Annotated in this window: 6 protein-coding genes; 3 read left to right on the top strand and 3 right to left on the bottom strand. The window is 74.6% G+C overall.

Going from position 1 to position 7,436, the window contains the following annotated elements; translation table 11 throughout:
* Positions 1 to 232: 232 nt before the first annotated feature.
* Entirely contained in the window at positions 233 to 2,152 is a 1,920-nt protein-coding gene (locus DY240_RS17585) for an alpha/beta fold hydrolase (RefSeq protein WP_158602889.1), read from the top strand.
* Here the strand turns inward: DY240_RS17585 and DY240_RS17580 are convergent.
* Positions 2,149 to 3,561, bottom strand: coding sequence for a GH1 family beta-glucosidase (locus tag DY240_RS17580; RefSeq protein ID WP_119661146.1), 1,413 nt, complete (start codon positions 3,559 to 3,561; stop codon positions 2,149 to 2,151). The genes DY240_RS17585 and DY240_RS17580 overlap by 4 nt on opposite strands.
* A 63-nt stretch (positions 3,562 to 3,624) precedes the next feature.
* On the opposite strand from DY240_RS17580, the gene DY240_RS17575 reads away from it, so the two are divergent.
* Together DY240_RS17575 and DY240_RS17570 are read left to right on the top strand one after the other, a co-directional pair.
* Positions 3,625 to 4,752: a sensor histidine kinase gene (locus DY240_RS17575; protein ID WP_119661145.1), complete on the top strand. Its 1,128-nt coding sequence runs from the start codon at positions 3,625 to 3,627 to the stop codon at positions 4,750 to 4,752.
* Positions 4,749 to 5,414 (top strand): response regulator, encoded by a 666-nt coding sequence (locus DY240_RS17570; RefSeq protein ID WP_119661144.1) that lies wholly within the window; start codon positions 4,749 to 4,751, stop codon positions 5,412 to 5,414. The genes DY240_RS17575 and DY240_RS17570 overlap by 4 nt, the downstream gene beginning before the upstream one ends.
* On the opposite strand, the gene DY240_RS17565 is transcribed toward DY240_RS17570, so the two are convergent.
* Both DY240_RS17565 and DY240_RS17560 read right to left on the bottom strand, forming a co-directional pair.
* Positions 5,375 to 6,526 (bottom strand): hypothetical protein, encoded by a 1,152-nt coding sequence (locus DY240_RS17565; protein WP_119661143.1) that lies wholly within the window; start codon positions 6,524 to 6,526, stop codon positions 5,375 to 5,377. The genes DY240_RS17570 and DY240_RS17565 overlap by 40 nt on opposite strands.
* Positions 6,526 to 7,317 carry a hypothetical protein gene (locus tag DY240_RS17560; RefSeq protein ID WP_119661142.1) on the bottom strand — a complete coding sequence of 264 codons (792 nt, stop codon included), beginning with the start codon at positions 7,315 to 7,317 and terminating at the stop codon, positions 6,526 to 6,528. Before DY240_RS17560 ends, DY240_RS17565 begins: the two co-directional genes overlap by 1 nt.
* Between the last annotated feature and the right edge of the window lie 119 nt (positions 7,318 to 7,436).

Genomic DNA, 7,436 nt, shown 5'->3' with positions numbered 1-7,436 from the left:
GGACGACCGCAGCGCACTGCGACCGTGGACGAGGTGAGAACACCTGGCGTGATGTCCTGCTTCGCTGCCCGGGAACCCCTTGCAGCCGCTCCCGGTGACGGCCCGATCTCCTGAAATGATCTTATCGAACACCTGTCCGCACCGCAACTCGACAGCTCGGGCGCGGGGGAGCGGCACGGCAGGCGGTGGATAGATTGTCGCCCGGCGACGACAGGGTGGAAGGAGCGTGCTGGTGCGGCGGACGGCGGCGGTGCTCGCGGCGGCCGCGCTGCTGCTCGCCGCCGTTCCGGCGTCGGGAGCCGCCGTCACGACCGGCACGGCCGCCGTCTCCGCCGACGTCCGAGCGAGCGACTGCCTGGTCGCCGTCCCGACCGGCGGCGAGTGCGGCGTGCTGACCGTCCCGGAGTACCGCGCCGACCCGGACAGCCGCATCATCGAGCTGCCGTACGTCCACGTCCGCTCCGACCACCCGACCGAGCCGCCGCTGGTGTTCATGAACGGCGGCCCCGGATCGGGATCGCTGCAGCTGGCGGGCTACTTCGCGGACGGGCTCGGGCTGCGCGAGAGTCGCGACGTCGTCGTGCTGGAGCAGCGCGGCGGCGCCCGCAGCACGCCGTCACTGCAGTGTCCGGGCGCCGCCGCGGCCATGGCCGATGCCTTCATCACGACCGAGGACCCGTACGAGGAGTTCGAGCCGGCCGCCATCGCCATGCGCGACTGCCTCGACGCCTTCGAGGACGACGGCGGCGACCCGCGCGGCTACACCGTCGCCGAGACCGCCCAGGACCTCCGCGATCTCCGCGAGGCGCTGGGCTACGACAGCTGGTCGGCGTACGGGCTGTCGTGGTCGACGCAGGTGATGGCGGAGCTGGCGCGGATCGACCCGGCCGGCGTCGACGCCGTCGTGCTCGACTCGTTCAGCGCACCGGACCGCGACTTCGCCGCGACCGCGTACGAGGGCCTCGAACTGTCGCTGGACCGGCTCGGGCAGCGCTCCGGCGGCGACTTCCCCGACCCGTACGCCGATCTGCTGGCCGCGGCGGACCTGCTGGACGCCGACCCGGTCGCCGTCGACGGACACAACCCGGTGACGGGGCAGCCGCGCACGTTCCGGCTCACCGGCGACGACCTCGTCACGTTCGTCCACGCCGGCCTCTACGACGTCGAGCTGCTGCCGGTGATCCCGTATCTGCTGGACCGCCTCGCCGACGGCGAGACCGGCGCGCTCGGCACGCTGGTCGACGTCGGCGTCGACGAGCTGACCAGCCACACGCTCGGGCAGTACTGGGTCATGCAGTGCCAGGACGAGGTCCCCTACCGGCGGGCCGGGGCCGGCCGCGCGTCGCCGCTGATCGAGTGGCTGGTGGCCGACGAGGTCGTCTGCGCCGAGCTCGGGCTGCCCTCGCCGCCGGCGCCGCCGGCACCCGTCGCGTTCACGCAGCCGGCCTTGGTGCTGGCCGGCGGCGACGACCCGGTGACGCCCGCGCCGGCCGCGGACGAGGCCACGGCGGCCCTGCCGGACCGGCGGTTCCTCGAGTTCGCCGGCGTCGGCCACGCGGTGCTGCTGAGCAGCCGCTGCGGACGCGAGAGCGTCGCCGCCTGGCTGGCGGACCCCGCACGCGACGTCGGCGGGCTCTGCGACCGTGCGACGCCCGCCTATGACGTCGTCGGCGCCGGCGACCTGCACCCGACGACGCGCGTCGCGCAGGTCGCACTGGCGGCCGGCGACGGCGGCGACTGGCGCGCGCTCGCGCTCCCGGCGGCGTTCGCGCTGCTCTGCGTGGCCTGGCTGGTCGGCTGGCTGGCGCCGGTCGTCGCCGGGGCGGCACGTGCCCGCCGGGGGAGCACCGCCCGGCGCGGTGCCGCGTCGACGCTGGCGGCCGGTGTCGCGCCAGTCGCCGGGACGGTGTTCCTGCTGGCCGCGGGCGGGCTGATCTGGGCCGCCGCGACCAGCCTGCCCACCCAGCTGCTGGTCGGCGTGCCTCGGGCGGTCCCGTGGCTGGGCCTGCTGCTGGTCGTCGGCGCGGCCGGCATGGTCCTGACCGCCCGCCGCACGGCGACTGCCCGCGGCCGCCTCGCCCTGGCCGACGCCGCCCTCGTCTGGCTGGCGTTCGCCGCCTGGTTCGTCGTCGTGGTCGTGCTTCCCAGCTAGCCGTCCAGGCCGTTGCGGGCGATGACGTCGCGGTACCAGTGGGCGGAGTCCTTCCAGGTCCGTTCCAGCGTGTCGTAGTCGACGCGGATGAGGCCGAACCTGCGGTCGTAGCCGAACGACCACTCGAAGTTGTCCAGCAGCGACCACGCGAAGTAGCCGCGCACGTCGGCGCCCTGGTCCATCGCCTGGCCCATGGCCTCGAGGTGGCGGGCGATGTAGTCGATGCGCCGGGGGTCGTGGACGGCGCCGTCGGGGGAGACGGTGTCGGCGAACGCCGCCCCGTTCTCGGTGATCATCATCGGCAGGCCGGGGTGCTCGTGGTGCACGCGCAGCAGCAGCTCGGTGAGGCCGGACGGGTCGATGTTCCAGCCCATCGCGGTGTACGGGCCCTCGGGGCGGACGAACTCGACGTCGTCGGCGCCGACCCAGGGGGAGCCGAGCGCGTCGTCGTGGCCGTCGTCCTCGGAGCGCGGGCTGACGCCGTCCCAGCGGCGGACCAGGCCGGTGGAGTAGTAGTTGACGCCGAGCACGTCGATGGGCTGGTGCGCGATCTCGGTGTCGCCGGGCCGGACGAACGACCAGTCGGTGACGTGCGCGGTGTCGTCGAGCAGGTCCGCGGGGTAGGCGCCGGACAGCATGGGACCGGTGAACGCACGGTTGGCCAGCGCGTCGACCCGGCGCACCGCATCGAGGTCCTCCGAGGACGACGGGTCGGCGGGGCGGATGACGTGCAGGTTCAGCGTCACCGACGCGCGCGCCGACGGCAGCACCGAGCGGACCGCCTGAATGCCCAGGCCGTGCGCGAGGTTGAGGTGGTGGACGGCGGCCAGCGCGGCGGCCGGCTCGGCGCGGCCCGGCGCGTGCGCCCCCGAGGCGTAGCCGAGGTACGCGCTGCACCACGGCTCGTTCAGCGTGGTCCACAGGTCGACGCGGTCACCCAGCTCGCCGGCCATGATCTCGGCGTAATCGGCGAACCGGTACGCGGTGTCGCGGGTGGCCCAGCCGCCGGCGTCCTCGAGGTCCTGGGGCAGGTCCCAGTGGTACAGCGTCACGACCGGCTTGACGCCCCGCTCGAGCAGGCCGTCGACCAGCCGGGAGTAGAAGTCCAGCCCCTCGCGGTTCGCCGGGCCGCGTCCGCCCGGCTGCACCCGCGGCCACGCCGTGGAGAACCGGTAGGCGCCCAGGCCGAGGTCGGCGATGTGGCCGAGGTCCTCCTGCCAGCGGTGGTAGTGGTCGTCGGCGACGTCGCCGGTGTCGCCGTTCAGCGTCTTGCCGGGGGTGTGCGAGAACGTGTCCCAGATGGACGGTCCGCGGCCGCCCTCCTTGGCCGCGCCCTCGATCTGGTACGAGGCCGTCGCCGACCCCCAGAGGAAGCCGTCGGGGAAACGACGGCCGGTGCCGGTGCTCATGGTGTCGCGACTCCTAGCGAAGACGTGGCCGGAACTGCCCCGACCTTATCTAAGCTGCCGTGCATGAGCGGCGACCGGCGATCGTGGCGGCACGGCACCCGCGGTGACGTGCTGCTGGCGGCCGGGACGGGACTATTCGTGGTACTCACGACCGTGATCGGCGAGGGCGACCCGGTCGGCTTGCGGCCCGTGCCGGCGACCGGCTGGCTGCTGATGCTGGCCGGATGCGGCGCGCTGGCGTTCCGCCGCCGGTTCCCCGTCGCCGTGGGCGTCGTCACGCTGCTGGCGTCGATGATCTACTACCCGGCGATCAACCCCGACGGCGCGCTGCTCGTCACGCTGATCATCGCGCTGTACACGCTCGGGTCGGCGGGCCGGATCCTCGCGGCCGCGGTCATCGGCGGGCTGGCCATCGCCGCCTCGGCCTTCGGCGAGTACGGCACGGAGGCGTCCCCACTCGGCGACGCGGGGATGTTCCTGCTGGTCAGCTGGCTGGTCGCGGCCGTCGCGATCGGAGCGGTCATGCACAGCACCCGGCGCGAGCGCGAGGAGGCGCTGCGCCGCCGGGCGACGGAGGAGCGGCTGCGCATCGCCCGCGAGCTGCACGACGTCCTCGGGCACAACATCTCGCTGATCAACGTCCAGGCGGGCGCGGCGCTGCACGCGCTGGAACGCGACGGCGCCGGCGGCCCGGCCACGGAGGCGCTGACGGCGATCAAGGAGACCAGCCGCGAGGCGCTGCGCGAGCTGCGCGGCACCCTCGGCGTGCTGCGGCAGGTCGACGAGGAGGCCCCGACGGCGCCCGCGCCGGGCTTGCGCCGGCTGCCGGAGCTGGCCGAGCGCAGCCGGGCCGCGGGCCTCGCCGTCGACGTCAGCACCGACGGCGACCCCGTCGACCTGCGCCCGGCGGTCGACCTGGCCGCCTTCCGGATCGTCCAGGAGGCGCTCACCAACGTCACCCGGCACGCCGGTGCGGGCCGGGTGACCGTCCGCATCGGCTACGGGCGCGATGATGTGACGGTGGACGTGAGCGACGACGGACGCGGCGCCGGCACGCGGGCCGGTGGCGGCAGCGGCATCGACGGCATGCGATCGCGGGCCGAGGCACTCGGCGGCACGCTGGAGGCGGCGGACCGTCCCGGGGGCGGCTTCCGGGTGACCGCGCGGCTGCCGTACGGGGGCCGGGCATGACGACGGTGCTGCTGGCCGACGACCAGCGGCTGGTCCGGGCCGGGTTCCGGTCCATCCTCGACGGCGAGCCGGACCTCCAGGTGGTCGGCGAGGCCGCCGACGGCGCCGAGGCACTCACGCTGGTGCGCGAGCTGCGGCCCGACGTCGTGCTGATGGACGTGCGGATGCCCGAGCTGGACGGGCTGGAGGCGACGACGCGGATCGTCGCCGACCCCTCGCTGGCCGGCGTGCGCGTCGTCATCCTCACCACCTTCGACCTCGACGACTACGTGTACGGCGCACTGCGGGCCGGGGCCAGCGGCTTCCTCGTCAAGGACACCGAGCCGATGGAGCTGATCCACGCCGTCCGGGTCGTGGCCCGCGGCGACGCGCTGATCGCCCCGTCCATCACCCGGCGGCTGATCTCCGAGATCGCCGGCCGGGCCGCCAAGCCGGTCCCCACCACGCGGCTCAACGCACTGACCGAGCGGGAGCGCGAGGTGCTCGAGCTGGTCGCGGCCGGGCTGTCCAACGACGAGATCGCCGACCGCCTCGTGCTCAGCCCGGCGACGGCGAAGACGCACGTCAGCCGCATCCTCACCAAGCTCGACGCCCGAGACCGCGCCCAGCTGGTGGTACTCGCCTACGAGGCCGGGCTGGTGACGCCCGGCTGGCTCGGCTGACGCGGCCGCCCGCGCCGTAGCCGCGCGGCCAGGGCGTGGACGGCGGCGAACGCGACGGCGACGGCGGGCGCGGAGAGCAGCGCGTGCGCCAGCCCGTCCGGCGGCAGCAGCAGGCCGAGCACGCCCGGCACTCCCGGCTCGTCGGTCAGACCGAGCGCCGCGTCGACGACGCCCTCGTGCGTCACCACGGCGGCCGTGTACGCGTACCAGACCGCCAGCAGCGTCGTCGCCGGTCGCGGGCGCACCGGCTGGGCGTGCACCTGGAAGTAGCCCACCGCGAAGACGATCAGGAACGCCTGGACGGCGTAGATCCGCACCAGCCGCGCCCGCCCGTCGTCGAGCACCACGTCGGACGGGTCGACCGGCGCCTCGCCGACGGACCGGACCAAATTGCCGGCGCACCCGTCGCCCGGCGGGCCGCCGGCACACCACAGCCGCGCCACCGGCTCGAACGCGGCACCCAGCACGTCGGGTACGACGGTCATGGCGAGGTACGCGACGACGGCGGCCAGGACGGCCAGGCCGATGCGCCGGCCCAGGGTCGACGCGGGGCCGCGCAGGAGGACCAGCAGCGTCGCACCCGTCACCCGGACGGTGCCGTCGGGCTCGCGCGGCCACATCCGGTCGGCGTGCGTCACGAGAACCAGCACCGCGCCGGCCAGCGCGACCAGCATGACGTGGCCCGACGCCTGCTGGGCATCGCCGAGCAGCCGCTCCAGCCGCTCGCCCCGGCCGACGGCGTCCGTCGCCAGCCCGCCGGCGTGCACCAGCAGCTGCGCCACCAGGTGCGCCAGCGGCGCGAGCACCGGCAGCGCCAGCGCGAACACCACCGGGCGGGTCCAGTCGTCCGCGATCGCCGTCGCCAGCCGCCAGCTCACCGCCACCAGCAACGCCGCGAACAGCGCCGCCCACGCCAGCTCCGTCAGGTACGCCGGCCAGCCGGACCGCTCGGTCAGCAGCAGGGTCGGCGAGACGGTCAGGAAGCGCAGCCGGTCGCCGAACCGCTCCGGCTGCCCGAGCCGGTCGGCCCAGTCGATCTGTGCCGGCAGCGCCGCGACCACCAGCATCGCCACGATGCCGGCCAGCGCCGTCCGCACCGGGTGGCCGCGCATCAGTTCGCTCGCGCGGGCATCGGCCCGGTCACGCGGAACGGCTCACCGTCGTCGTCCAGCACGTCGGTGTGCACCCGCTCGCCGTCCCACCAGGTGATGGTCGCCTGCCACTCGGTGTCGTACGCGGTGCTGCGGCCGACCAGCGTGAACGAGTAGAAGTCGCGCGCGTCGACCGTGCGCGGCAGGGTGATCTGCTCTCCGAGCCGGTCGGCCTCGGCTCGCGCGGCCTGCTGCTGGTCGCTGCCCTGCAGGTACCCGATCGGGACCTCGGTGCCGACCGGCAGCGTGTCGAGGTCGACGACGACGAAGTCCGGCTCGTCGTCATCCGCCTCGCCGCCGCAGCCCTGCGCCGTCGACTCCTCACCGGCCGCCGGGTCGGTGCGGCTCAGCACGGTGATCGTGAGGTCGCGCAGCTCGATGGGCGTCTCGCCGCCGCGGATGCTGACGTCGGCCTGCACCGTGCCGCGGTGCGTGATGCGGCCGTCGCGCTCCCACCGCGTCAGCTGCCGGTTGTCCTTGTTGGCGATGATGTCGTCCACCAGGTCCGCGCTGCGGGCGGGCACCGTCCACACCGACGTGCAGCCGTTGTTGTCCTGGTCGACCAGCAGGCCGACCCCCGGCCCCGTCGTCGCCGTCCACACCGCCGCGAGCAGCGGCGTCAGCAGGCCGACGGCCGTCAGGACGAGCGCGTAGAACGCGAGCCGGTTGCCGGTGCTCAGCGTGCGATGCCAGTGCCGGAAACGGTCGACCGGTCCGGGTCGCGGGGGCGGCGGAACGTCGGGGGTGGCCACGGGGCAGTCATCCTAGACAACTCCGGGCGTACGTGATCACCCCTAGGACGCAACTCCTGAGGTACGCCAGGTGTCCGCTCCAGCCGGACGCGCGCGGCCGTGCCCGCGGCCGATCCTCG

Origin of the sequence: Jiangella rhizosphaerae, from assembly GCF_003579925.1 — a bacterium.
Lineage (GTDB): Bacteria > Actinomycetota > Actinomycetes > Jiangellales > Jiangellaceae > Jiangella > Jiangella rhizosphaerae.
This window is presented reverse-complemented; position numbering and strand designations above follow the sequence as displayed.